Origin of the sequence: Bradyrhizobium ottawaense (assembly GCF_002278135.3) — a bacterium.
Classification (GTDB): domain Bacteria; phylum Pseudomonadota; class Alphaproteobacteria; order Rhizobiales; family Xanthobacteraceae; genus Bradyrhizobium; species Bradyrhizobium ottawaense.
The window spans coordinates 1,364,087-1,386,525 of sequence record NZ_CP029425.2; the positions used below are offsets into that span (position 1 = coordinate 1,364,087).

Here is a 22,439-nt window from a genome sequence, read left to right on the forward strand (position 1 = left end):
TTCCCCGGCGTTGTTCCCGTGATCGCCATGGGGCGAGGGACCGACAGCCATGTCACAGATTCATAAGGTATTTTTGAGTGCCGTCGCCGTGGCTGCGACGCTCGGTGCCGTGCAGCTGGCCTCGGGCCATGATCTGGCGGACCGCTGGCAGGCGGTCGCTGACAAGGCCGACAAGCCCGGCCACAACGTCAATCGTACCGGCAAGGCCGACCGGCTCGCCGAGATCAAGCAGGCAGCAGTTCCAACCCGCACCGTCTCGATGCGGCTGAACGACCTCGCCGACACCTCGGTGCTGCTGCGGGTCCCCGCCGTGATCGAAACCGGCAATGCCAAGCCGCCGGCGCTGCTCCAGAACCAGAAGAAGGTGCGCAACCGGCCGACGATCGCCTGCGAGCCGATGGTCAGCTCCCTGACCGAGGTCGCAAAGCTGCTCCAGCCCGGCCGCTGCGTGACCTGATCCGCCTAGGCACTGGACAGATCGTCCTCCCGCCCGGAGGGCGATTCTTCACGTCCACTTGATCCCCTCTACGCTCGCGTTATATCCCGGGTTTCTTCCCCTTCGTATTGACCGGGTAAACGCATGACGACGTCAGACACGGCTGTGCATACGCAGCCCTTCCAGGCCGAGGTTTCCGAGCTTCTGCACCTGATGGTGCACTCCGTCTATTCCGAGACCGATATCTTTCTGCGCGAGCTCGTCTCCAATGCCTCGGACGCTTGCGACAAGCTGCGCTATGAGGCGATCGCAAGTCCTTCGCTGCTCGGCGAGGGCGACGCGCTCAAGATCCGCATCATCCCGAACAAGGCGGCCGGGACGCTCACGATCGCCGACAACGGCATCGGCATGGAGCGGCAGGAGCTGATCGACCATCTCGGCACCATCGCCCGCTCCGGCACCAAGGCGTTCGTGTCGAAGCTGAAGGAGGCCAAGGACGGCCTCGGCCTGATTGGCCAGTTCGGCGTCGGCTTCTATTCCGCCTTCATGGTCGCCGACAAGATCGTCGTGGTCAGCCGCCGCGCCGGCGAGAGCGACGTCTGGACCTGGACGTCCTCCGGCGGCTCCGGTTTCGAGATCGCCCGTGCCGGCGACGAGGAGGCCGCCCGCGTGACGCGCGGCACCGAGATCGTCCTGCACCTGAAGGACGACGCCAAGAAATATCTCGAGAGCTTTGAGATCGAGCGCATCGTCGGTGCCTATTCCGACAACATCCTGTTCCCGATCGAGCTGGTGCCGGAAGAGGGCGAGCCGCGCCAGATCAATTCGGCCAGCGCGCTGTGGCAACGCTCGAAATCCGAGCTGACCGCCGACGACTACAAGAAGGCCTATCAGCAGATCGCCTCGGCTTTCGACGATCCCGCGATGACGCTGCATTACCGCGCCGAGGGCCGCTACTCCTACGCCGTGCTGCTGTTCGCGCCCTCGACCAAGCCGTTCGATTTGTTCGAGCCGAACCGCAAGGGCCGGGTGAAGCTCTACGTCCGCCGTGTCTTCATCACCGACGATGCCGATCTGTTGCCGGGCTATCTGCGCTTCATCCGCGGTGTCGTCGACAGCGAGGATCTCCCGCTCAACATCTCCCGCGAGATGCTGCAGAACAATCCACAGCTGGCGCAGATCCGGAAAGCGGTGGCGACCCGGGTCGTGTCGGAGCTCGAAAGCCTCGCCGAGAAGGATCCGGAGAACTTTGCCAGGATCTGGGACGCCTTCGGTGCGGTGCTCAAGGAAGGCATTTACGAGGATTTCGAGCGGCGCGAAAAGCTGCTGGCACTGTCGCGCTTCACCACGACGTCGGGCGAGAAGCGGTCGCTGAAGCAGGTCATCGCCGATTTCAAGCCGAACCAGACCGAAATCTATTATCTCGTCGGCGACAGCATCGAGCGACTGAAATCCAATCCGCGGCTGGAGGCTGCGACCGCGCGCGGCATCGAGGTGCTGCTGCTGTCCGATCCCGTCGATGCGTTCTGGACCTCGATGCCGTCGGAGTTCGAGGGCAAGCCGCTCAAGTCACTGAGCCAGGGCGATCTCAATCTCGACCTGATTCCGCGCGTCGATGACAAGGACGAGGCAAAGAAGGACGAGCCCGAGGCGGATGAAGCCGCCACCATCGCCGTGATCAAGGCCGCGCTCGGCGAGCGTGTCAGCGACGTCAAGGCCTCGACGCGCCTCACCAGCTCGGCCTCCTGCCTCGTCGCCGACAGCCAGGGCCCGAGCCGCGAGCTCGAGCGCATCCTGTCGCAGCAAAACCGCGGCATGAAGACCAAGCCGATCCTGGAGATCAATCTGCGCCATCCGATGGTGGGCGCGATCGCCAAGGCGCAAGCCGGCTCGAAGGCGGTCGACGATCTCAGCCTGCTCCTGCTCGAGCAGGCGCAGATCCTGGACGGTGAACTGCCGGAGGATCCCGCCGCGTTTGCGGCGAGGCTGAACCGGCTGGTGCTGCAGGGGCTCGGCGCCTAGCGCCGCAGCCCGCGGCGCTCACCTTGCCGTCATCTGTCCCTAGGAACAGTCGCCTCCGGCCTGGTGTTATGCCATACGAGGCCGTCGGCATCGGATCCGACGACGCCGTCGATTCGAGGACTAAGTCCATGCGCCTGTCGATTCTGACCCTCACCGCGATTGCCACGCTGTTCGTCGCGGCGGATGCCAGCGCCCAGACCTATGATCCGCGCTACCCGGTGTGCATGCACGTTTACACGCCCGGCGGCGGCTTCGGCGGTGGCGGCGGCGATTATTTCGACTGCTCTTTCACCTCGCTGCCGCAGTGCCGCGCGACCGCGTCGGGCCGCTCGGCCAGCTGCGACGTCAATCCCTACTACGCCTTCGACCAGCCGCCGCCGCGCCGGCGTCACAAGAAACAGCAATAGCGATCTGCGATGCAACGCACCGGAACACTGTTTATGCGCTTCTCGTTCGGCCTGATCATGACCGCCGGCGCACTGCTCACGCCCGCGTCAGCGAATGCGCAGACCTTTGATCCGCGCTATCCCGTCTGCATGCACGTTTATTCAGGTGCGAACGGGGGAGGCGGGGAGTGGTACGACTGCTCCTTCACCTCGTTGCCGCAGTGCCGCGCCACTGCTTATGGCCGATCCGCGATCTGCGATCTCAATCCGTATTATCCGGTTCACGCGCCGCCGCCGCACTTGCGCTACAGGCGTAGCGGCTAGCGTCGGCAGGTGCTGCGCGCTACTCCTTCCTGCCCCCACAGCTCGACCACCTTGGGCCAGTGCGATCGGTCTCGGCCGTCACCATGCCGCCGAACTCTCCGGCGTTGCCGTGCGGCGGCAAAGGATCACTAGAGTTAACCGCGCCCTAACAGAGTTTTACCTTGTCTCTTAACACCTGGGCAGGGCGCGGGGGCTAGATTGCCTGATGTCAGCAGGCGGCCCGAAAGAATCAACGGCATGACCACCGGTGTCATCGAACGACAAACCGTCGCGCGCGCGCCTTCGGCTTCAAAGATATGGCTGAAGGCCATCGAGCTCACCGCGCGGATCGAGACGCTGCCGGGACGTCTGTTCGCGGACGTCATCGACGATTGGGCGCAACGCCAGCCCGACCGCGTCGCGCTGGTCATGGACGACGCAAGTCTCGACTATGAAGGCCTGTCGAAGCGCATCAAGCGCTACGCGCGCTGGGCGCGCTCGGCCGGTGTGGCCAAGGGTGATAGGGTCGCGTTGATCATGCCGAACGGCATCGATTATGTCGCGGCCTGGCTCGGCATCAGCCGGATCGGCGGTGTGGCGGCGCTGCTCAATACCAAGCTGGTGGGGCAATCGCTCGCGCATTGCCTCGATGTGGCAAAGCCCTCGCATATCATCGTTGCGCATGAGCTGACGGAGATGCTGGAGAGCGCAACGCCGCATCTGAAGACGCAGGCCAAGGTCTGGACGCATGGCGATGCCCGCAGCGAGCGCGCCATCGACGTCGCCCTTGCGGCGCTGGACGATGCTCCTTTGTCGCCGGAGGAGCACGGCGAGGTCACCATCGATGATCGCGCGCTATTGATCTACACCTCAGGCACCACTGGCCTGCCGAAGGCTGCCAGCATCAGCCACCGCCGCATTCTCAATTGGGGCCTTTGGTTCGCCGGCCTCACCGGCGCGAGCCCGCAAGACCGGCTCTACGATTGCCTGCCGCTGTTTCACTCGGTCGGCGGCATCGTCGCGCCCTGCAGCATGCTCGCTGCCGGCGGCTCGGTGGTGATCGCGGAGAAATTCTCGGCCTCGCATTTCTGGTCCGACATCGTGCGCCATGACTGCACGTTGTTTCAATATATCGGCGAGCTCTGCCGTTATCTGCTCAAGGCGGCGCCGTCGGAATATGAGAACCGGCATCGTCTCCGCCTCGTCTGCGGCAACGGCCTGCGCGGTGACATCTGGGAAGACTTTCAGGCGCGCTTCGCCATTCCGCGCATCCTCGAATTCTATGCGGCGACGGAAGGCAATTTCTCGCTGTTCAACGTCGAGGGGCAGCCGGGCGCGATCGGTCGCATCCCGCCGCTGCTGGCGCATCGCTTCCCTGCCAATCTCGTCAAGCTCGATCCCGACAGCGGCGCGCCGCTGCGCAACGAAGAGGGGTTTTGCCTCGCCTGCGCCCGCGGCGAGGCCGGCGAAGCCATCGGCCGCATCGGCACCGCCGATGAAGGCGGCGGCCGGTTCGAGGGCTACACCGACCCCGGCGAGACCGAGAAGAAGGTTCTTCGCGATGTCTTTGCCAGGGGCGATGCCTGGTTCCGCACCGGCGATCTGATGCGGATCGATGACAAGGGCTTCTTCCATTTCGTCGATCGGATCGGGGACACGTTCCGCTGGAAGGGTGAGAACGTCGCGACCTCGGAGGTCAATGACGCAATGCGCGATTTCACCGGCGTGGTCGATGCCACCACCTACGGCGTCAGCGTCCCCGGCGCCGACGGCCGCGCCGGCATGAGCGTGATCGTCGTCAACGAGGGTTTTGACATTGCGGCATTGCCCGCACATCTCGCGCAGCGCCTGCCGGCCTACGCACGGCCCGTCTTCATTCGCGTCTCCAGCGAGATCGATGCGACCGAGACGTTCAAGCAGAAGAAGGGCGATCTGTCGCGGGAGGGCTTCGATCCCGCCGCGATCTCCGATCCGCTGTTCATGGCAGACCCGAAGTCCGGGGCCTATGTGGCGCTCGATACGGAGGCCTATGCGCGAATCGTGGACGGCTCGATCAGGCTGTAAATCGCGCCAAAATCCGCAGATAGGTCCAATTTTATCTGAATTGTCCAAGAAGCCATTTACTTCTGTCGGGTAAACAAGCGGCCATGGGGAGGCGGCCAGCAAGAGCCGCCGCAACGCCAACGATAACAAAGCGAGCCAGCCATGTCGGTAAGGTCTAAGGTCATTGACGCGATCCAGCAGATCGCCAAAGAGCAGCACGTCACGCTTCCCGCGCTCTCGGACGATCTGTCGCTGCACGAGACGGGTTTCGACTCGCTCGCCTTCGCCATCCTGGTCGCGCGCCTCGAGGACGAGACCGGCGTCGACCCCTTCACCATCTCCGAGGACGCAGCGTTTCCCGCCACGGTCGGCGATTTCGTGCGGGCCTACGAAAATGTCCCCGCGTGAGATCTTTGCGCTTCGCGACCATCTCGGCGCGGAGCTGACCGGCCGTACGCTGTCGGACGCGCACACCTGCGTGTCGCTGACCGATATCCTGTCGCAGACGGTCCTGGGCGGCCGCCTGCGCGAATTATCCGGCCGCTCCGTGCTGCTCAAATTGTCCGATCAGCTGCGGTCGGGCCTTGCCATGATCGAGCTCGACGGCATCGCGCGTCGCATGCTTCTGTGCCCGCCCGATCTCAATCCGGCGTATCTCGAGGCGCTGATCGCCGATGCCGGGATCGATGCCGTCGTGACCGACGAATCCGACCGCCGGGCCGGGACTGGCATCCCGCTCATCGTCACTGCGCAATTGCCGCCTGAAGCCACCGCGCCGGTCAAGACCGAACGCGGAACGGAATGGCTGATGCTCACCTCGGGTACCTCGGGCGTGCCGAAGATCGTCGGCCACACGCTGGAGGCGCTGACCGGCGCGATCGTTGCCGAAGGCCCCGCGCGGGGCGCGGCGCCGGTCTGGGCGACCTTCTATGACATTCGCCGCTATGGCGGCCTGCAAATCTTCCTGCGCGCCGTCCTTTCCGGCGGCTCGATGGTGCTGTCCGATCCCCATGAGGCGCTCGGCGATCACGTCGCGCGGCTGAAGGCGCGCGGCGTCTCGCACATCTCCGGCACGCCCTCGCACTGGCGCAAGCTCCTGATGAGCGGTTCGGCCGCGCAATTCGCTCCGGCTTACGTCCGCCTCTCCGGTGAAATCGCCGACCAGGCGGTGCTCGACGGGCTGAAGGCGGCATTCCCCAACTCCTCCGTCGGTCATGCCTATGCCTCGACCGAAGCCGGCGTCGGCTTTGCCGTCAACGACGGCCTGGAAGGCTTTCCGGCCGACTATCTCGGCAATCGCAATGGCGTCGAGATGAAGGTGGTGGACGGCTCGCTCCGTATCCGTTCGACGCGCACCGCGCATGCCTATGTCGGCCGCAATGCCGCCGCGCTCACCGATGACGACGGATTTGTCGACAGCGGCGACATCGTCGAGCTGCGCGGCGAGCGCTATTATTTCGTCGGCCGCCGCGGCGGCATCATCAATATCGGCGGGCTGAAGGTCCACCCCGAAGAGATCGAGGCGGTCATCAACCGCCATCCCGACGTGCGGATGTCGCGGGCCAAATCGCGCAAGAGCCCGATCACCGGCGGCATCGTGGTCTCCGACGTGATCCTCACCGAGGGTACCGATCCCGCGCGCGCGAAAGAGATCCGCGACCAGATCCTGGAGCGGTGCCGCGCGCAGCTCGCGTCCCACAAGGTGCCGGCGGTGATCCGCTTCGTCGAGGCGCTCGACGTCACCCCGGCCGGAAAACTGGCGCGCACCGATGCATAATGTCCTCGTCACCGGCGGCAGCCGCGGCATCGGCCTTGCGATCGGCAAGCGCCTCGCCGGCGCCGGCTACAACGTGGTCGCGGCCGCCCGACGCGAGAGCGAGGAGCTCAAGGCCGCGATTGCGGAGTCCGAAGGGCGCCTTCATTTCCGCGCCTGCGACCTTGCCGTGATCGACGCCATTCCGGCTTTTGCAAAACTCGTGCGCGACGAGTTCGGCCCGACCTACGGCCTCGTCAACAATGCCGGCCTCGGCACCGAAGGCCTGCTCGCCACCATGCATAATTCCGAGATCGAGGCATTGGTGCAGCTCAACGTGCTGTCGCCGATCATCCTCACCAAATATGTGGCACGGCAGATGATGGCCGACGGCGCCGGCCGCATCGTCAACATCTCCTCGATCATCGCGACCACCGGCTACAACGGCCTGTCCGTCTATGGCGCAACCAAGGCGGCCGCCACCGGCTTCACCCGCTCGCTCGCGCGCGAGGTCGGCAAGCTCGGCATCACCGTGAACGCGATCGCGCCGGGTTTCATCGACACCGAGCTCACGCACAACCTGTCCGACGAGGCGCGCAAGCGCATCGCCGGCCGCAGCGCGCTGCGCCGCCTGCCGGAGACGGACGACGTCGCCCGCATGGTGGAGTATCTGCTCGGCGAGGGTGGTCGCAACGTGACAGGTACGGTGTTCACCATCGATGCGGGAAACACGGCATAAGCGGAACTCCGCCGTCACAATTGAATTGATCCGGCACAATGACATGCAGCCGGATTTGGTCGTAAGATGCCCCGCAATCGATTGGGTTACGTCAATCGATCTGCCCTAATCGACAGGGAGCAGTCCATGACCATGCCCAACATGACCGCTTCAAATCAGGGCCGGGCCGAGCAATCCCGCGCGAAGCCGGACGATGCCCGTTGCCCGCCGATGACGCACCAGAATTCCGGCGGTCATGGCCACGAAATGTACCCGCAGCAATTCGTGCGCCTGGTCGGCTGCCACGATGCGTCTCCCGATAGTTTGCGCAAGCGTCAGGACGAGAAGCTGCATTAGCAGCTCAGGTCCGGTCTTTCGGCAGGTCAATTCGTTCGTGTGAAAATTCCGGCGGCCCTTCGGTGAGGCGGCGGATGCGGCGGTCGCGTTCGTCCACGGGCAATGCCGGATCGAGCAGCGTCTCGATCTCGTGGACCGCGATCTCTTCGATCCTGGCGGCGTCCGATGCGATCGGGTGCACCGGGGAGAGGACCGGAGGCGCGACCTTCAGGCCCAGCTCGATCAGCTTGCAGATTGCATCCGAGCGGGTCAGTTGATGGGCTTCAGCCCAGGCATCGACGGCTGCCGTCAGTCTTTCGGGCATCTTCACCGCGCTGATCGGGTCGATGCCCGTGTGCCGGCGGAGCGGAGAGGTGGAATCCTTGCTGCCGAAGTCGGACACCTCGATCATCCCATGCAACCCTTGGAGCTGAAGACGATAGCCGTTCTTCCCGACCGGCCGCTTGATGCCGATCAATGACACGCTGCGGCATTGCAGCGCGGCCTCGTGTTGTTGCTGCCGTATCTTGTTGTCGCCTTATCTTGTTGTCCTGGCCCGTTTCGGCCAAAGATTGAAAGGGGCCGCCGGCCGGCGAACCCGGATCGATCCTGCCACGTATTTGTTTCGCATTCCAACCATCCGGCATTCCCGATGATCTCAGGCGAATCCTTCTATGGCGGCATTCCCGTCTTCCGCGGCTTCACCAGCCTGATGGATCCTGCGCTCTATGCGCCGCTGCCGGACGATTGGAGCATCGGCGTTGCCGATATCGTCGATTCCACCAAGGCGATCGCGGCGCAGCGCTACAAGGCGGTGAACATGGCCGGCGCCGCCGTGATCGCGGCGGTGACGAACGCATTGGGAGGACGCGAATTCCCCTTCGTGTTCGGCGGCGACGGCGCCAGCTTTGCGGTTGCGCCAGGCGATCTCGAATCTGCCCGAGAGGCGCTGGCGGCAACCGCGACCTGGGTGCGGGAGGATCTCGATCTGACGATGAGGGTCGCGCTGGTGCCGGTCGGCGCCATCCGCGCGCAGGGCCTCGACGTGCGCGTCGCGCGGTTCGGTCCGTCGGCCAACCTGTCCTACGCGATGTTCTCGGGCGGCGGGCTCGCCTTCGCCGATGCCGCAATGAAGCGCGGGGAGTTTGCCGTCCCGGCCGCGCCGGCGGGCACGCAGCCCGATCTCTCGGGCCTGTCCTGCCGCTTCGAGGTGATACCGGCCTCACGTGGGCTGATCCTCTCGGTTCTGGTGATGCCGGCGCGCGGCGCCGATCCGCACGCCTTCCGCAAGGTGATCGAGGACATCATCCACCTCGTCGAGCGCAGCCCCGACGGCGCCCGTCCGGTGCCGCCGCAGGGGCCGCCGCTGAAATGGCCGCCACAGGGGCTGGAATACGAAGCCCGTACCAGGCGCGGTGGTCCGCTGCTCGCGCGCCGCGCCACCGTGCTGGCCTATACGCTGTTCGTCTATCTGATCATGCGCTTCGACCTCAACGTCGGCGGCTTCGTGCCAAACGTCTACAGGCGTCAGGTGGTCGAGAACTCGGACTTCAGGAAATTTGACGACGGCCTGCGCATGATCCTCGATTGCACGCCGCAGCTCGAGCGCGCGCTGAGCGACCGACTGGCGATCGCGGCCCGTGACGGCATCGTACGCTACGGCCTCTACCAGCAGGATGCCGCCATGATGACCTGCTTCACGCCGTCGGCGCTACGCAGCGATCACGTGCACTTCATTGATGGCGCGCGAGGCGGCTACGCCTCGGCGGCGACGGCGCTGAAGGCGATGATGGCGTAGGACGATCTCGTGCCCCGGACGCAGCGCAGCACGCAGTGATGCGCTGCTGAGCCGGGGCCCATGTCTCGATCGTACCGTGCTGCTTTCTGGGTCCCGGCTCTGCGAAGCAGCGTTGCACGCTGCATCGCGTCCGGGACACGAGAGCGGGGTTACCGTCCCGCCCGCGTCCAGGTCTCTCCGCCGCAGAGCGCGCCGACGCAGCCTTCGACCCGCAGCGAATCCGCTCCCGTCACGGAGATGCTGCTGGCATAAGTGCTGCCGTCGTCGGCGTTGTAGATCTGGCCGGACCATTTGTTCGGACCGGACGGCTGCATGCCGCTGAACAATGGCAAGCCGATCATCGGGCGCCTGGCGAGCTCGCGATTGGGGTTCTTGCTGTCGGTGGCGGGTTGGCCGGTCGCGGTGTCGTAGGGCTCGCGCAGCCAGGCGACGACGCCGCAGATGCCGCCGCTGCACTTGCTGATCTTGACGCGCGCATCGCCCGCCTGGGTGAGCCATGTCCCATCGGCGCTCTGCGCATGTGCGGCCGTCGCGCCGAGCAGCGCAGCGAGGAGGACGATGAGAGCAGCGAATCTGGAAGTCATGGAAGAGGCCCCGAAAATGGAGCGCCTCCATAGCAGCCCGGCGGGATAGTGCAACGCAGGCTGGAATCACATTCCTGCGTTCATTGCCTTCGTTCATTGTCCTGCGATCATTTGTCCCAGCGCGCGAAGGCGACCGCGGCCGCAGTCGACAGGCCGAACACCGCCATGGCACCGCCGACCAGCGCGAACAAGGTCCAGGCCGGCGCCTGCGTCATCATGAGGCCGACGCCGCCGATCGCGACGATCAACAGCCGCGCGGTGGAGGCGAGCACAGGGCCGCCGACGCGCGTCGCGCCTTGCGAGGAGAAGTAGAGCGACACGCCGATGCCGAAAAACACGAAGGTCGGGCCGGCCCAGTGGAAATAGCTGTGCGCGGCGGCGGTGACGCCGGAATCGCGCGTGAAGAGTGCGACCCACAGCGATGGAGCGAGCGCGACAGCGAGGCCGATCAGGCCGACCGTCAATCCGGAAGCTGCAGCGGCGGTCCAGGCCACACGCCGGGCGCGCTTCACCTGTCCGGCGCCCATCGCCATGCCGACCATCGGCACCGAGGCGATGCCGAAGGCAAACGTGATCGGGATCAACAAGAATTCCAGCCGCGAGCCGATGCCGTAGCCGGCCAGCATCTCGGTGCCGAACGTGGCCAGGATCTTCGTGAAGATCAAAATGGTGAGCACGGTCTGGAGCGGCGACAGGCAGGCCACCGCACCAACCTTGAGGATGTCCAGGAACATCGCGCGCTCGAAATGAAACGCGCGAATATTCAGCGGCAGCCGGCTGCGGCCGGACGCGAGATACCAGAGGAAGAAGATCGCGGCGCAGGTGAACGCGATCAATTGGCCGCTGGCGACGCCCGGCATGCCGAAGGGCTTCACGCCGAACAGGCCGAGCCCCAACGTGCCGCCGAGCGCGATCTGCAACACGCTCGCCCCGATCAGCGTCATCGACGGCAGGCGCATGTCGCCGGTGCCGCGGATCACCGAGGCCAGCGTGTTGACGAGCCAGATCGCGACCGCGCCGGAGAACAGCACCTGCGAATAGCCGCTGGCCTCCTCGAGCACGCGATCGCGCCCGCCGAGCAGCGTGAAGAAGGAACGGCCGAAGACGAGCATCATCACCGTGAAGAACAGCCCGCCGCAGAGGCCGATGATGGCGGCATGCAGCGCCAGCGTCGCGGCGCGGTCACGATCCCCGGCGCCGAGCGCGCGGCTGATCGCGGACGAAACGCCGCCGCCCATCGCGCCCGCGCTCATCATCTGCGTCAGCATCGCGAACGGAAACACCAGCGCGATCGCGGCGAGCGGAATGGTGCCGAGCCGGCCGATATAGGAGGTCTCGGCGATCGCAACCAAAGTGCTGCCGACCATCGCGATCATGTTGGGGATCGCGAGCCGCAGCAGCGTCGGCAGGATCGGGGCCGTCAGCAGGCTGGCGATGGGAGAGGCGACCGGCGCAAGCGGCGGGACGGCGTCTGCAGGGGCGTCGATCGTCATGTTCACCGGGCGGAATTTAGATGATGATCGACATATTATAGGATGGCCGAGCCCCTGCGGCAGCCCTCACGCCACGCAGGGGTCACCACGGCAGGCCGCATAGGTCGATGGTGCCCAGCGTCGGCGCGCGGACGATGTTGAAGACGTAGGGCGCCATCTCGGTGAAGCGGATCCGCCCCTCCGGCTGTTCGCAATAGACCTCGCCCTTGAAGGGCAGCCAGCTCCGGGTCTCGTAGAACGAAAAATTGTGTGGCTCGCAAAACAGCAGCGCGAACCGGACCGCTTCGTTAGCCCTGATGGTGTGCACGGCCGCGTCGATCGCCACGGTCGCGTAGCCGCGACCGCGCCGGTCCTCGCGGGTGCAGACCCCGCCGATTCCGCCGATATGGACCTTCTGTCCGTTCCAGATGACGGTGCGGAAGTAGATCCCGACATGGCAGACGAGGCCATCCTCGGGCGTCTCGATCAGCACGCGCAGGTCCGCATTGGCCCATTTGATGTGAGCCCAGGGCTTGTCCGCGACCAAGTGCGGTCCCCAGACCGCCTGATGCAGCGGCTCCGCGATCGGCCAGGAGGCGTCGCCGTTCAAAATGTCGATCTCGATGCTCATGGCTTTGTCTCTCGCAACACGCTGCGCGGTCCATTCGTTCTGTCATAACCGGTTCAAAGGCAATGATATTTTGCGGCGGACGGCCGCCCCGGATTGGATGTCCCTCGGTGCGGCGAAGTTGTGCAATCCGGCCAAGCCGTGGCATCGCGCCTTTTCGCAAATTGGCGGTATTTAACGGCGGTGGAACCTTCTATAAGAGTCCCCGTTAAGCCAGTTCCCCATCAGTCGCGGACAACATCCCATGACCTTTACGCTGCCCCCACTCCCTTACGCCTATGACGCCCTCGGCCAGTTCATGTCGAAGGAGACGCTGGAATTCCACCACGACAAGCATCATCAGGCCTACGTCACCAACGGCAACAACGCGCTCAAGGGGACCGAATGGGAAGGCAAGTCCCTTGAAGAGATCGTCAAGGGCTCGTTCGGCAAGAACCCCGCGGTGTTCAACAATGCCGGCCAGCACTACAACCACATCCACTTCTGGAGCTGGATGAAGCCCAATGGCGGCGGCACCAAGCTGCCGGGCAAGATCGAGAAGAAGATCAACGAGGACCTCGGCGGCTTCGAGAAGTTCAAGACCGACTTCCAGGCGGCCGGCGTCGGCCAGTTCGGCTCCGGCTGGTGCTGGCTCCAGGTCAAGAACGGCAAGCTCGAGATCTCCAAGACCCCGAACGGCGAGAATCCGCTGGTGCATGGCGCCACCCCGATCCTCGGCTGCGACGTCTGGGAGCACTCCTACTACATCGACTACCGCAATCGCCGCCCCGATTATCTCAAAGCGTTCGTCGAGAACCTCGTGAACTGGGAATACGTCGAGTCCCTGTTCGAGAAGGCCTGAGTTTTACTCCGTCATCCCGGGGCGATGCACAGCATCGAACCCGGGATCTCGAGATTCCGGGTTCGGCTTCGCTGCCCCGGGACGACAAGGGGCGGTCGCTCGCGCGGCCGCCTTTTTGCTGTGCGGAATTGCCCTGCGTGGCGCGCGCACGGGTCTGTCATCCTACTGTTTGCATCGTGTGGAGGCCGCCCTTAATCAGGACGGGCATCACCCTCGAGCCAACCGAGCCCGTTGTCAGAACCTTCCCCGAAAGACCCGGCGCCTGCCGAGGACGTCGAGTCCGAGCCGCGGCCGGGGCGAGTGCGCAAGCCGATCGGCTGGTCGACGATCATCATCGCCGCGCTGGTCGCGGTGAGCGCGGCGCTGGTCTTGCGGCGTGATGGCACCGACGGCGTTCTCGATATTCTCACCCACGATCTCTCGCTGTTCTCAGGCATCCTGCCGCGCGTGCTCGCCGGCTGCCTGCTCGGGGCCTTCATCTCGGAGATCCTGCCGCATGAAAAGGTCTCGCGCTCGCTCGGGCCGAAATCCGGCCTGACGGGCCTTCTGATCGGCACCGCCTTCGGCGCGATCCTGCCCGGCGGTCCCTTCACCGCCTATCCCGTGGCGAGTGCGCTGCTCGCGGTCGGCGCCGATTTCGGCGCAACCATCGCCATGGTCGTGAGCTGGACCCTGATCGGCTATGGCCGGGCAGTGGCCTGGGAAATCCCGATCATGGGCACCGACTTCACGCTGTGGCGGATTCTGATCTCGCTGCCGCTGCCGGTGCTCGCAGGGGCCCTGGGCCGCTTCGTCTATGTCCGGCTCTATCGGAAGCGCGAAAGCGACGAGGACCCGGCATGAGCGCCGCGCTTTTCATCGACATCCTGTTGTGGGGCTCGGTGTTCGGCGTCGGCCTGATCGCGTTTCGCCGCGGCCCTCCGGTGTTCAAGGCCTCGCTGCGCGAAGGCTCGATGGACTTCATCAACATCGTGCCGCGGATCGCGCTCGGGGTGATCGGCTCCGGCTACATCGCCGCCATCATCCCGCAGGAGGTGATCACCGGCTGGCTCGGCCCGGACAGCGGCTGGCTCGGAGTTGCGACCGCCGTGGTCGCCGGCGCCGCCACCCCCGGCGGCCCCGTGATCGGCTTCTCCATCGGCACGGTGGCGCTGAAGTCGGGCGGCGGTGTGCCGCAGGTGGTGGCCTATGTTGTCGCCTGGGCCCTGTTTGCCTTCCAGCGGGTGATCTTGTGGGAAATTCCCTTCATGCCCGCCCGCTTCGTCTGGTTCCGCTGTGCCGTGTCGGTGCCATTTCCATTCGTGGCAGCGGCCATTGCGATGGTGATCGGCAAGCCCTGACACCCCGGTCGTGGACAGGGGTAATGTTATAATATAACGTCTCTGCATGGTTCCCGCCACGTCCCACGCCCATCATCACGATCATGCTCACGGTCATTCCCATGACCATTCGCCTGCTCATGGCCATTCGCACGGGCACGACCACACCCACGCCCATGTCCACGACGCGGCCTCGCCGCATCCGGCCCAGGCCGCGCCCTGGTCGATCCTGCGCATGACCATGGCCGCGCGCCTCGGGGCCGCGCTCGCCGTCTGTGCCGTGCTCTGGGGCGTGGTCTTCCTGGCGATGAGGTGATGATGGCGGCGCTGCACTTTCACAACGTGACGCTCGGCTATGACCGGCATCCCGCGGTGCACCATCTCAACGGCGAGGTCGCGCGTGGCGCGCTGGTCGCCGTGATCGGCCCGAATGGCGCGGGCAAGTCGACCCTGCTGCGTGGCATCGTCGGCATCCTCCGGCCGCTCGACGGCAGCATCCATCTCGGCGGGCTCGACTCTCGCGATATCGCCTATCTGCCGCAGAGCGCGGAGATCGACCGCAGCTTCCCGATCTCGGTGTTCGACTTCGTCGGCACCGGGCTGTGGCGCAACGCCGGCCTGTTCGGCGGGATCGGCAAGGCCGCGCGCGGGAAGATCTTGCGCGCGATCGCCTCCGTCGGCCTCAACGGTTTCGAGAACCGTCCGATCGGCACGCTCTCGGGCGGCCAGATGCAGCGCGTGCTGTTTGCGCGCGTGCTGCTGCAGGACGCTTCGCTCATCGTGCTCGACGAGCCCTTCAACGCCATCGACAGCAAGACCACCGCCGACCTGCTCGCGCTGGTCAAGCACTGGCACGGCGAGGGCCGCACCGTGCTCGCCGCGCTGCACGACATGGAGATGGTGCGCAACCATTTCAGCGAGACGCTGGTGCTGGCGCGCGGCCCCGTGGCGTGGGGACCGACGGCGGAGGTGCTGACGCCGGAAAACCTGCTGGTGGCGATGCGGATGTGTGAGGCCTTTGACGACACCGCCGCGGCCTGCGCGGCCGATGACATCAACTCGCGGGCGGCGTGATCACCGATGCTCTATGACGCGCTGATCGGTCCCTTCACCGAATTCGAGTTCATGCGGCGGGCGCTGGCCGCCGTGATCGCATTGTCGCTGGCCGGCGCGCCGATCGGCGTCTTCCTGATGCTGCGGCGGATGAGCCTCGTCGGCGATGCGATGGCGCATGCGATTCTTCCCGGCGCGGCGGTGGGCTTCCTCCTCTCCGGCCTCAATTTGTTCGCGATGACGGCGGGCGGACTCATCGCCGGCTTTGCCGTCGCCATCCTCGCCGGAGTCGTCGCGCGCTCGACCGGGCTGAAAGAGGACGCCTCGCTCGCGACCTTCTACCTGGCCTCGCTTGCGCTCGGCGTCACCATCGTCTCGATCAAGGGCACCAATATCGACCTGCTCCATGTCCTGTTCGGCAACATCCTCGCGATGGACGACCAGACCCTGCTGGTGGTCGCCTTCAACGCCACGGTGACGCTGCTCGTGCTCGCGGTGATCTACCGGCCGCTGGTGATCGAGAGCGTCGATCCCTTGTTCTTGCGGACAGTCAGTCGCGCCGGCGGTCCCGCGCATCTCGCCTTCCTTGCGCTGGTCGTGATCAACCTCGTCAACGGCTTTCAGGCGCTCGGCACGTTGCTGGCGGTCGGCCTGATGATCCTGCCGGCTGGCATCGCGCGGTTCTGGTCACGCGACCTCACCGTCATGATCTGCATCGCCGTGATCGCCGCCGCGGCTTCCGGCTATGCCGGCCTCGTGCTGTCGTTCCAGACCCGCGTGCCGTCGGGCCCTGCGGTCATTCTCGTGGCGACGGTGCTCTACATCGTCTCCGTGCTGTTCGGCCGCGTCGGCGGCATCGTCCGGCAGCTGTTTCCCGGCCGGCATCTGGAAGCGTGACGGCGATGCGGCTCATCCTGCTTTGTCTGCTGTTGCTGACTGCCTCGCCGCTGCACGCCGCGGAACGGCTCAACGTCGTCGCGAGCTTCTCGATCCTCGGCGACTTCGTCCGTAACGTCGGGGGAGATCGGGTCAACGTGACGACGCTGGTCGGCCCCGATAGCGACGTCCACGTCTATACGCCCGCGCCAAGCGATGCCAAGCGGGTCGCGGAGGCAAGGCTCGTCATCGTCAATGGGCTCGGGCTGGAGGGCTGGCTGCCGCGGCTCGTGCAGTCTGCAGGTAGCAAGGCAGTGGTCGTCACCGCGAGCGCCGGCATCACGCCGCTGAAGCTCGGCTCGGCCGCAGACCCCCATGCCTGGCAGTCCGTCCCCAACGCCAAAGCCTACGCAACCGACATCGCCAATGCGCTGGCCGCGGCCGCCCCGGATGATGCGGACTTCTTCCGGGCCCAGGCAAAAGCCTATCTGGAAAAGCTCGAAACGCTCGACCGCGAGGTCCGCGAGGCCGTGGCGAAAATCCCGCCGGAGCGGCGCAAGGTGATCTCCACCCATGACGCCTTCGGCTATTTTTCCGCCGAATACGGTATCCAGTTCATCGCCCCCCTGGGGGTCTCCACCGAAACCGAGCCGAGCGCCCGGGACATCGCGGCCATCATCGGCCAGATCAAGGCCCAAAAAATACCGGCCGTGTTCCTGGAAAATATCAGCGATGACCGGTTGATCCGGCGGATCGCGGCGGAGACCGGCTCAAAAGTCGGCGGGACCCTGATTTCGGACGGTTTGACCGGCGAAAAGGGGCCTGCACCCACTTACATTGATATGGTCAGGCACAATATAAAGGCCCTGACCAGTGCGCTTGACCACTAGGGCAGGGGCCACCCCGCCTCGCGTCGCGCGAAAAAGCCCTATGTCCGGAGTTGTTATGTCTGAAGCGACCTCCCAGAAAATCCCCGTGACCGTCCTGACCGGCTATCTCGGTGCCGGCAAGACCACGCTCTTGAACCGCATCCTGTCCGAGAACCACGGCAAGAAATACGCCGTCATCGTCAACGAATTCGGCGAGATCGGCATCGACAACGACCTCATCATCGGCGCCGATGAGGAAGTGTTCGAGATGAACAATGGCTGCATCTGCTGCACCGTGCGCGGCGACCTCGTGCGCATCATGGACGGCCTGATGAAGCGCAAGGGCAAGTTCGACGCCATCATCGTCGAGACCACCGGCCTTGCCGATCCGGCGCCGGTCGCGCAGACTTTCTTCGTCGACGAGGACGTGCAGAAGAACGCCCGCCTCGATGCCGTCGTCACGGTGGCCGACGCCAAGTGGCTGTCCGACCGGCTCAAGGACGCGCCCGAGGCCAAGAACCAGATCGCCTTTGCCGACGTCATCGTGCTGAACAAGACCGATCTCGTCAGCAAGGGCGAGCTTGCCGAGGTCGAAGCCCGCATCCGCGGCATCAATCCCTATGCGAAACTCCACCGCACCGAGCGCTGCTCGGTGGCCCTGGCCGACGTGCTCGACCGCGGCGCCTTCGATCTCGACCGCATCCTCGATATCGAGCCGGATTTCCTGGAGGCCGACGATCATGACCACGACCATGATCACCACCATCACGGCCACGATCATCACCACCATGATCACGGCCACGGCCTGAAGCACTATCACGACGAGGACATGCAGTCGCTGTCGCTCAAGACCGACAAGCCGCTCGATCCGAACGTGTTCATGCCCTGGCTCCAGAATTTGGTGCAGGTCGAGGGCGGCAAGATCCTGCGCTCCAAGGGCATCCTCGCCTTCCACGACGACGACGACCGCTACGTCTTCCAGGGCGTCCACATGATGCTGGAGGGCGACCATCAGCGGAAGTGGAAGGAGGGCGAGCCGCGCGAGAGCCGCCTCGTCTTCATCGGCCGCGAATTGCCGGAAGAGGCCATCCGCAAGGGTTTTGAGAGCTGCATCGTCTCGTGATGAAAGAGTTTACGCCGGCCCCCGATACCGCCTCGATCGTCTCCGTCACCGATCGCGTCAAGCCTGTTACGCTCGGCATGGGCGTGACCTCGGTGCATTTCCTTGGCCCCCGCGCCGCCTTCGTCGGCGGCGAAGAGAACGTCGCGTTCGTGGACGCCCAAGGCGAAATCACGACGGTCGCCGTGCATGGCGGCGGCATTCTCTCGACGGCCTCCGACGGCAAGCGCCTCGTCATGGGCGGCGACGACGGCAAGGTCGTCTCGCTCGACGCCAAGGGCGAGGTGACGCTGCTCGCCACCGATCCCAAGCGACGCTGGATCGATGCGGTGGCGCTGCATGCGGACGGCTCCTACGCCTGGTCGGCCGGCAAGACGGCGTTCGTCAAGAGCGGCAAGACTGAGGAGAAGTCGCTCGAGGTGCCCTCGACCGTCGGCGGGCTTGCGTTCGCGCCGAAGGGCCTGCGGCTCGCGATTGCCCATTACAACGGCGCGACGCTGTGGTTTCCGAACATGGCGGGATCAGCCGAATTCCTGCCCTGGGCCGGCTCGCATCTCGGCGTCACCTTCAGCCCGGACAACAAGTTCCTGGTCACCACGATGCACGAGGCGGCGCTGCATGGCTGGCGGCTTGCCGACAACAGGCATATGCGCATGACCGGCTATCCCGGCCGCGTCCGCTCGATGTCCTGGAGCGCGGGCGGCAAGGCGCTGGCGACCTCGGGTGCCGACACCATCATCCTGTGGCCGTTCGCCAGCAAGGACGGCCCGATGGGCAAGGAGCCCGCGATGCTGGCGCCGCTGCAGGCGCGGGTCTCCGTGGTCGCCTGTCACCCCAAGAACGACATCCTCGCCGCCGGCTACAGCGACGGCACCGTGCTGATGGTGCGGCTGGAGGACGGCGCCGAGATCCTGGTTCGCCGCAACGGCACCCCGCCGGTGGCTGCGATCGCCTGGAACGCCAAGGGCACGCTGCTCGCCTTCGCCGATGAAAATGGGGACGGCGGTCTGCTGGAGCTTTAATCCGTCATGGTTCCGGCCGTAGGGTGGGCAAAGGCGCCCTTGCGCCGTGCCCACGATCTCTCCGCGAAACAATAGTGGTGGGCACGTCGCGCGAAGAGCGCGCCTTTGCCCACCCTACCGCATCCTCAATGGCGGCGCGAATAGATGCGATTTCTAACGACCTTCCAGATTGCTGATTTTGCCGACACGCTGGTCAGCCTGTTCACGGCCTTCGTACTGGGCACGCTGATCGGCGCCGAGCGGCAATATCGCCAGCGCACCGCGGGCCTGCGCACCAACGTGCTGGTCGCGGTCGGCGCCGCCGCGTTCGTCGATCTCGCCATGCATCTGACCGGCGCCGACGGCGCGGTGCGCGTGATCTCCTACGTCGTCTCCGGCATCGGCTTCTTGGGCGCCGGCGTCATCATGAAGCAGGGCATGGACGTCCGCGGGCTGAATACCGCGGCGACGCTGTGGGCCTCGGCCGCGGTCGGCTCCTGCGCCGGCGCCGACATGATCGCGCAGGCGGCCGCGCTGACTGTGTTCGTCATCGCCGGCAACACCATGCTGCGCCCGCTGGTCAATGCCATCAACCGCATCCCGCTGAACGAGAAGGCCTCCGAGGCGACCTACTATTTCAAGCTCGCGGTTGCGGCCGACGCCCTGCCCGAGATGCGCGACCGGCTCGTCGACAAGCTCGAAGCCGCGAAATATCCGGTGGCGGGTATCGAGGTCGTCGAGATCGGCGAGGACATGCTCGAGATTGTGGCGAAGCTGGTCGCGAGCGCGGTCGATCCGAACGAGTTGAACACCGTTGCGACCGATCTCCAGCACCTGCCGGGCGTGCGCCACGCGACCTGGGAAGTCAGCACGACGGAGTAAGCGCGGCGTTTTGGCGCGCAGGCGCGCAGTTCCACCTTGCCGGGAACGGAACCCTGGTCGGGCCATTTCGTTGATCCCGCGGACAAAGGCGGTGATCGACATGACGGTCAATGACAAGCGCAGACTGAAACTCGACCTTCTGATCGCCTGTTCGCTGTTCGCAGCAGGTGTCGTGATATCAGGCTTATCGATCGCGCAGATCCGCGCCGAGAGCCGGCTGCAGCTGGCGCAGGCAACGCCGCCGTTGCAGGGCACCCCATCTGACGAGCAGAGCAAGGTGCCCGCGGAAGCCAAGCCCGGCGGCGACCGGCCGACCACGCCCGCCCCCGAGCCTGCACGCCCCGAGCCGCAGACACAAGGCGCGGCGACCAAGCCGGCCCTGCCGCCGGCACCGGCGGAGAAGATCGCGCCGCCGATCGAGAAGAAGTAGGTCTCTTCGTCATTCCGGGGCGCGCATAGCGCGAACCCGGAATCCATTGATCCCTGCCGCCCGATGGATTCCGGGCACGACGCTACGCGCCGCCCCGGAATGACGGGCGGAGAGAGGCGCCGTTTCACCGCACCAGAATATTCCGGAACTGCCAGGGATCGCTGGTGTCGATGTCTTCCGGAAACAGTCCCGGGCGATCCGTCAGCGGCGTCCAGTCGGTGTAGAAACCCTTGACCGGGCCGAGATAGGGCAGCTGGATTTCCAGCAGGCGATCGAAATCCATCTCGTCGGCTTCGACGATGCCTTCGTTCGGGTTTTCCAGCGCCCACACCATGCCGCCGAGCACGGCGGAGGTCACCTGCAGGCCGGTGGCGTTCTGGTAGGGCGCGAGCTTGCGGGTCTCCTCGATCGAGAGCTGCGAGCCGTACCAGTAGGCATTGTTGTCGTGGCCGAACAGCAGCACGCCGAGCTCGTCGATGCCGTCCACGATCTCGTTCTCGTCGAGGATGTGGTGCTTCTCCTGCATCTTCGCGGCGCGGCCGAACATTTCATGCAGCGACAGCACGGCATCGTCGGCCGGATGATAGGCATAGTGGCAGGTCGGCCGATAGACCGCCGTGCCCGATGCGTCGCGCACGGTGAAGTAATCGGCGATCGAGATCGACTCGTTGTGGGTGACGAGGAAGCCATATTGTGCGCCGCGGGTCGGGCACCAGGTGCGAACGCGCGTGTTGGCGCCGGGCTGCATCAGATAGATCGCTGCGCCGCAGCCGGCTTCGTGGGTCCGCGCGTTCTCGGGCATCCATTTTTCATGGGTGCCCCAGCCGAGCTCGGACGGCTGCACGCCCTCCGACAGGAAACCTTCCACCGACCAGGTGTTGACGAAGACGTCGGGCTCTTTCGGCTTCTTGGAGCGCTGGGTGTCGCGCTCTGCGATGTGGATGCCCTTGATGCCGGCCTGCCGCATCAAATCCGCCCATTCGGCCTTGGTCTTGGGCTTGGGGGCATTGAGCTTGAGATCGGCGGCGACGTTGAGCAGCGCCTGCTTGACGAAAAAGGAGACCATGCCGGGATTGGCGCCGCAGCAGGAGACCGCCGTCGTCGATCCCGCCGGGCGCGCGCGCTTGGCGGCCAGCGTGGCTTCGCGCAGGGCGTAGTTGGAGCGCGCTTCCGGGCCCTTCGAGGAATCGAAATAGAAGCCGAGCCAGGGCTCGTTGACGGTGTCGATGTAGAGCGCGCCGAGCTCGTTGCAGAGCTCCATGATGTCGGTGGAGCCGGTATCGACCGAGAGATTGACGCAAAAGCCCTGGCCGCCGCCTTCGGTGAGCAGCGGGGTCAGCAATTCGCGATAATTGTCTTTTGTCACGGCCTTCTGGATGAAGCGCACATTCTGCTTCTCGCAATGCGCCCTGCGGCCCTCGTCCTTGGGATCGATCACGGTGACGCGCGACTTGTCGTAATCGAGATGCCGCTCGATCAGCGGCAGCGTGCCTTTGCCGATGGAGCCGAAGCCGACCATGACGATGGGACCGGTGATCTTCGCGTAGATCTGCGAGGCGGGGCTCATGG

26 protein-coding genes are annotated in these 22,439 nt (G+C 65.3%); 21 read left to right on the forward strand and 5 right to left on the reverse strand.

All coding sequences use genetic code 11. From position 1 onward, the window contains the following. Positions 1–49 precede the first annotated feature (49 nt). The 9 genes from CIT37_RS06490 (at position 50) to CIT37_RS06530 (ending at position 8,018) form a co-directional block, all read left to right on the forward strand. Positions 50–457, forward strand: a complete 408-nt coding sequence (locus CIT37_RS06490; RefSeq protein ID WP_028139967.1) for a hypothetical protein — start codon at positions 50–52, stop codon at positions 455–457. A 123-nt stretch (positions 458–580) separates the two neighbouring features. Beyond that, positions 581–2,458: a molecular chaperone HtpG gene (gene htpG, locus CIT37_RS06495; protein ID WP_095425170.1), complete on the forward strand. Its 1,878-nt coding sequence runs from the start codon at positions 581–583 to the stop codon at positions 2,456–2,458. Between the two features lie 128 nt (positions 2,459–2,586). Then, positions 2,587–2,865, forward strand: coding sequence for a DUF3551 domain-containing protein (locus CIT37_RS06500; RefSeq protein ID WP_028139969.1), 279 nt, complete (start codon positions 2,587–2,589; stop codon positions 2,863–2,865). A gap of 33 nt (positions 2,866–2,898) precedes the next feature. Beyond that, positions 2,899–3,168, forward strand: a complete 270-nt coding sequence (locus CIT37_RS06505; RefSeq protein WP_095425171.1) for a DUF3551 domain-containing protein — start codon at positions 2,899–2,901, stop codon at positions 3,166–3,168. A gap of 228 nt (positions 3,169–3,396) precedes the next feature. Next, positions 3,397–5,211 (forward strand): long-chain-acyl-CoA synthetase, encoded by a 1,815-nt coding sequence (locus CIT37_RS06510; RefSeq protein WP_095425205.1) that lies wholly within the window; start codon positions 3,397–3,399, stop codon positions 5,209–5,211. A 141-nt stretch (positions 5,212–5,352) separates the two neighbouring features. After that, positions 5,353–5,598, forward strand: a complete 246-nt coding sequence (locus CIT37_RS06515) for an acyl carrier protein (protein WP_008543699.1) — start codon at positions 5,353–5,355, stop codon at positions 5,596–5,598. After that, entirely contained in the window at positions 5,585–6,967 is a 1,383-nt protein-coding gene (locus CIT37_RS06520; RefSeq protein WP_161966339.1) for a class I adenylate-forming enzyme family protein, read from the forward strand. Before CIT37_RS06515 ends, CIT37_RS06520 begins: the two co-directional genes overlap by 14 nt. Then, positions 6,960–7,682: an SDR family NAD(P)-dependent oxidoreductase gene (locus tag CIT37_RS06525; RefSeq protein WP_095425172.1), complete on the forward strand. Its 723-nt coding sequence runs from the start codon at positions 6,960–6,962 to the stop codon at positions 7,680–7,682. The genes CIT37_RS06520 and CIT37_RS06525 overlap by 8 nt, the downstream gene beginning before the upstream one ends. A gap of 126 nt (positions 7,683–7,808) precedes the next feature. Further along, entirely contained in the window at positions 7,809–8,018 is a 210-nt protein-coding gene (locus CIT37_RS06530; RefSeq protein ID WP_028139975.1) for a hypothetical protein, read from the forward strand. Between the two features lie 4 nt (positions 8,019–8,022). Here the strand turns inward: CIT37_RS06530 and CIT37_RS06535 are convergent, their stop codons facing one another. Then, the gene (locus tag CIT37_RS06535; RefSeq protein WP_095425207.1) at positions 8,023–8,409 is read right to left on the reverse strand and encodes a hypothetical protein; all 387 of its coding nucleotides are present in this window, start codon (positions 8,407–8,409) and stop codon (positions 8,023–8,025) included. Positions 8,410–8,649: 240 nt separating this feature from the next. Here CIT37_RS06535 and CIT37_RS06540 point away from each other — a divergent pair, with 240 nt between their 5' ends. Continuing rightward, complete coding sequence (locus tag CIT37_RS06540) at positions 8,650–9,795, forward strand: DUF3095 domain-containing protein (protein WP_095425173.1); 1,146 nt, start codon at positions 8,650–8,652, stop codon at positions 9,793–9,795. 149 nt (positions 9,796–9,944) lie between these two features. On the opposite strand, the gene CIT37_RS06545 is transcribed toward CIT37_RS06540, so the two are convergent. From CIT37_RS06545 to CIT37_RS06555, 3 genes are all read right to left on the reverse strand, one after another. Beyond that, positions 9,945–10,379 carry a DUF2147 domain-containing protein gene (locus tag CIT37_RS06545; protein ID WP_028139978.1) on the reverse strand — a complete coding sequence of 145 codons (435 nt, stop codon included), beginning with the start codon at positions 10,377–10,379 and terminating at the stop codon, positions 9,945–9,947. Positions 10,380–10,486: 107 nt separating this feature from the next. Further along, positions 10,487–11,872: an MATE family efflux transporter gene (locus CIT37_RS06550; protein WP_038950615.1), complete on the reverse strand. Its 1,386-nt coding sequence runs from the start codon at positions 11,870–11,872 to the stop codon at positions 10,487–10,489. Between the two features lie 82 nt (positions 11,873–11,954). Continuing rightward, positions 11,955–12,482, reverse strand: coding sequence for a GNAT family N-acetyltransferase (locus tag CIT37_RS06555; protein ID WP_038950614.1), 528 nt, complete (start codon positions 12,480–12,482; stop codon positions 11,955–11,957). 241 nt (positions 12,483–12,723) lie between these two features. Here CIT37_RS06555 and CIT37_RS06560 point away from each other — a divergent pair, with 241 nt between their 5' ends. The 11 genes from CIT37_RS06560 to CIT37_RS06610 all read left to right on the forward strand — a co-directional run bounded on the left by CIT37_RS06560 (position 12,724) and on the right by CIT37_RS06610 (position 20,870). After that, positions 12,724–13,320, forward strand: a complete 597-nt coding sequence (locus CIT37_RS06560; protein WP_028139981.1) for a superoxide dismutase — start codon at positions 12,724–12,726, stop codon at positions 13,318–13,320. A gap of 231 nt (positions 13,321–13,551) precedes the next feature. Next, positions 13,552–14,163, forward strand: coding sequence for a permease (locus tag CIT37_RS06565; protein WP_038950613.1), 612 nt, complete (start codon positions 13,552–13,554; stop codon positions 14,161–14,163). Beyond that, on the forward strand, positions 14,160–14,660 hold the full coding sequence (locus tag CIT37_RS06570) for a hypothetical protein (protein WP_018316197.1): 501 nt from the start codon (positions 14,160–14,162) through the stop codon (positions 14,658–14,660). Before CIT37_RS06565 ends, CIT37_RS06570 begins: the two co-directional genes overlap by 4 nt. Before the next feature lie 46 nt (positions 14,661–14,706). Continuing rightward, positions 14,707–14,955: a hypothetical protein gene (locus CIT37_RS06575; protein ID WP_038950612.1), complete on the forward strand. Its 249-nt coding sequence runs from the start codon at positions 14,707–14,709 to the stop codon at positions 14,953–14,955. Positions 14,956–14,957: 2 nt separating this feature from the next. Beyond that, entirely contained in the window at positions 14,958–15,713 is a 756-nt protein-coding gene (locus CIT37_RS06580) for a metal ABC transporter ATP-binding protein (protein WP_028139984.1), read from the forward strand. A gap of 6 nt (positions 15,714–15,719) precedes the next feature. Then, positions 15,720–16,589, forward strand: coding sequence for a metal ABC transporter permease (locus tag CIT37_RS06585; RefSeq protein ID WP_038950611.1), 870 nt, complete (start codon positions 15,720–15,722; stop codon positions 16,587–16,589). Between the two features lie 5 nt (positions 16,590–16,594). Continuing rightward, positions 16,595–17,458 (forward strand): metal ABC transporter solute-binding protein, Zn/Mn family, encoded by an 864-nt coding sequence (locus CIT37_RS06590; protein WP_038950610.1) that lies wholly within the window; start codon positions 16,595–16,597, stop codon positions 17,456–17,458. A 55-nt stretch (positions 17,459–17,513) separates the two neighbouring features. Continuing rightward, positions 17,514–18,560, forward strand: coding sequence for a CobW family GTP-binding protein (locus CIT37_RS06595; protein ID WP_018316192.1), 1,047 nt, complete (start codon positions 17,514–17,516; stop codon positions 18,558–18,560). Continuing rightward, positions 18,560–19,579: a WD40 repeat domain-containing protein gene (locus tag CIT37_RS06600; protein ID WP_161966340.1), complete on the forward strand. Its 1,020-nt coding sequence runs from the start codon at positions 18,560–18,562 to the stop codon at positions 19,577–19,579. Before CIT37_RS06595 ends, CIT37_RS06600 begins: the two co-directional genes overlap by 1 nt. 144 nt (positions 19,580–19,723) lie before the next feature. Continuing rightward, the gene (locus CIT37_RS06605) at positions 19,724–20,440 is read left to right on the forward strand and encodes an MgtC/SapB family protein (RefSeq protein ID WP_028139988.1); all 717 of its coding nucleotides are present in this window, start codon (positions 19,724–19,726) and stop codon (positions 20,438–20,440) included. Between the two features lie 100 nt (positions 20,441–20,540). After that, positions 20,541–20,870: a hypothetical protein gene (locus tag CIT37_RS06610; protein ID WP_152036325.1), complete on the forward strand. Its 330-nt coding sequence runs from the start codon at positions 20,541–20,543 to the stop codon at positions 20,868–20,870. 124 nt (positions 20,871–20,994) lie between these two features. On the opposite strand, the gene CIT37_RS06615 is transcribed toward CIT37_RS06610, so the two are convergent. Beyond that, positions 20,995–22,437, reverse strand: a complete 1,443-nt coding sequence (locus CIT37_RS06615) for a homospermidine synthase (RefSeq protein ID WP_038950606.1) — start codon at positions 22,435–22,437, stop codon at positions 20,995–20,997. Positions 22,438–22,439: the final 2 nt, after the last annotated feature.